Origin of the sequence: Mesorhizobium sp. M4B.F.Ca.ET.089.01.1.1, assembly GCF_004022605.1 — a bacterium.
GTDB classification, from domain to species: Bacteria; Pseudomonadota; Alphaproteobacteria; order Rhizobiales; family Rhizobiaceae; genus Mesorhizobium; species Mesorhizobium abyssinicae.
In genome coordinates this window covers 1-1,843 of record NZ_RZOS01000728.1, presented here as the reverse complement: position 1 = coordinate 1,843, position 1,843 = coordinate 1, and the positions used below count along the sequence as shown (strand labels likewise).

Here is a 1,843-nt window from a genome sequence, read left to right as displayed (position 1 = left end):
CCTCGGCATTGATGGCGTAGACGATCTGCATGTGGCGCGGCAGCAGCCGCTCGAACAGCGGCACCGGCCAGCTTTCCAGCGCCTCCGGCAGCAGCGTGTGGTTGGTGTAGCCGAAGGTGCGCTTGGTGATGTCCCAGGCCTGGTCGAAATCCATGCCGTGGACGTCCATCAGGAGCCGCATCAGTTCGGGCACGGCGATCGCCGGATGGGTGTCGTTGAGATGGATCGCCGCCTTGTCCGGCAGCGACTGCAGATCGCCATATTGGCTGAGATGGCGCTGCACGATGTCCTGCAGCGAGGCGGTGGAGAAGAAATACTCCTGGCGCAGCCTGAGCTCCTGCCCGGCCATGTGGGAATCGGCGGGATAGAGCACGCGCGACAGGGCGTCGGCCTTGTTGCTTTCGGCCAGCGCGCCGATGTGGTCGCCAGCGTTAAACTTGTCGAGCAGGATCGGATCGATCGGCATGCCGGACCACAGCCGCAGCGTGTTGACGCGGTTGGCCCGCCAGCCGGCGACCGGCGTGTCGTAGGCGACCGCCAGCACATGCTCGGTCGGCTTCCAGACGTGGCGCTCGAGCCTGCCGTCCTTGGAGGTGATCGATTCCACCGAGCCGCCGAAGCCGACCTCGAAGGAGCGCTCGCGGCGCTCGAACTCCCAGGGATTGCCGTGGTCGAGCCAGGTTTCCGGCAACTCCACCTGCCAGCCGTCATGGATCTCCTGGCGGAACATGCCGTTGGCGTAGCGGATGCCGTAGCCATGCGCCGGAATGCCGACGGTGGCCATGCTCTCCATGAAGCAGGCGGCGAGCCGGCCAAGACCGCCATTGCCGAGCGCGGCATCGGGTTCGAGCCCGGCGATGAGATCGAGGTCGACGCCGAGCGAGCGCAGCGCCTCGCGCATGTTGTCCATCAGGCCGAGATTGGAGAATGCGTCGCGCATCAGGCGGCCGATGAGGAATTCCAGCGACAGGTAGTAAACGCGCTTTTCCTGCTGGGCGTAGGCCTCCTGCGTGGCCTGCATCCATTGATCGACGACGCGGTCGCGCACGACCTTGATCGATGCGGTCAGCCAGTCGTACTGGGTGGCGACGTTGGTGCCCTTGCCGACCCGGTATTTGAGGGCCAGCAAGACCTCGTCGGCGAGCGTCTTGGGGTCGGGGATTTCCAGGATGGGAGCTTCGGTCGTCATCGCGCTTGTCATGTCGCCTCTCGTGCGGTTGCCATGATCATACCGGCTTTCACGGTTCCTCCCACCCTACCCCAGTGCATTGCAGCATATATTCAATCGATTTAGGTCGACAGGCAACCGATTCATCTGCGGCAAATTACCCGTCGCGGCGAATCAGGCAGCCAGCGCGTCCTCCGGCGGCTTCTTGGCGCCGGTCATCAGGGCGACGGCATCCGACATGGAAATCTGCTTCGGATCGACGACGCACAGGCGCCGTCCGAGCCGGTGGATGTGGATGCGGTCGGCGACCTCGAACACATGCGGCATGTTGTGCGAGATGAGCACGATCGGCAGGCCGCGCTTCTTGACGTCGAGGATCAGTTCCAGCACGCGGCGGCTTTCCTTGACGCCGAGGGCGGCGGTCGGCTCGTCCATGATCACCACTTTCGAGCCGAAGGCGGCGGCGCGCGCCACCGCCACGCCCTGGCGCTGGCCGCCTGACAGCGTTTCCACCGCCTGGCTGATGTTCTGGATGGTCATCAAGCCGAGTTCGGTGAGCTTGTCGCGGGCGCGCTTTTCCATCGCCGGACGGTCGAGCATGCGCAGCCAGCTGCCGAGCGGGCCAGGTTTGCGGATCTCGCGGCCGAGGAACATGTTGTCGGCGATCGACAGCGC

The 1,843-nt window shown here is 64.9% G+C and carries 2 protein-coding genes; both read right to left on the bottom strand.

Annotated elements, in window-relative coordinates:
• A partial coding sequence (locus EN780_RS33240) for a glycogen/starch/alpha-glucan phosphorylase (RefSeq protein WP_189556944.1) occupies window positions 1-1,201 on the bottom strand: 1,201 nt, incomplete at its 3' end.
• A 141-nt stretch (window positions 1,202-1,342) separates the two neighbouring features.
• A partial coding sequence (locus EN780_RS33235) for an ATP-binding cassette domain-containing protein (protein ID WP_133372843.1) occupies window positions 1,343-1,843 on the bottom strand: 501 nt, incomplete at its 5' end.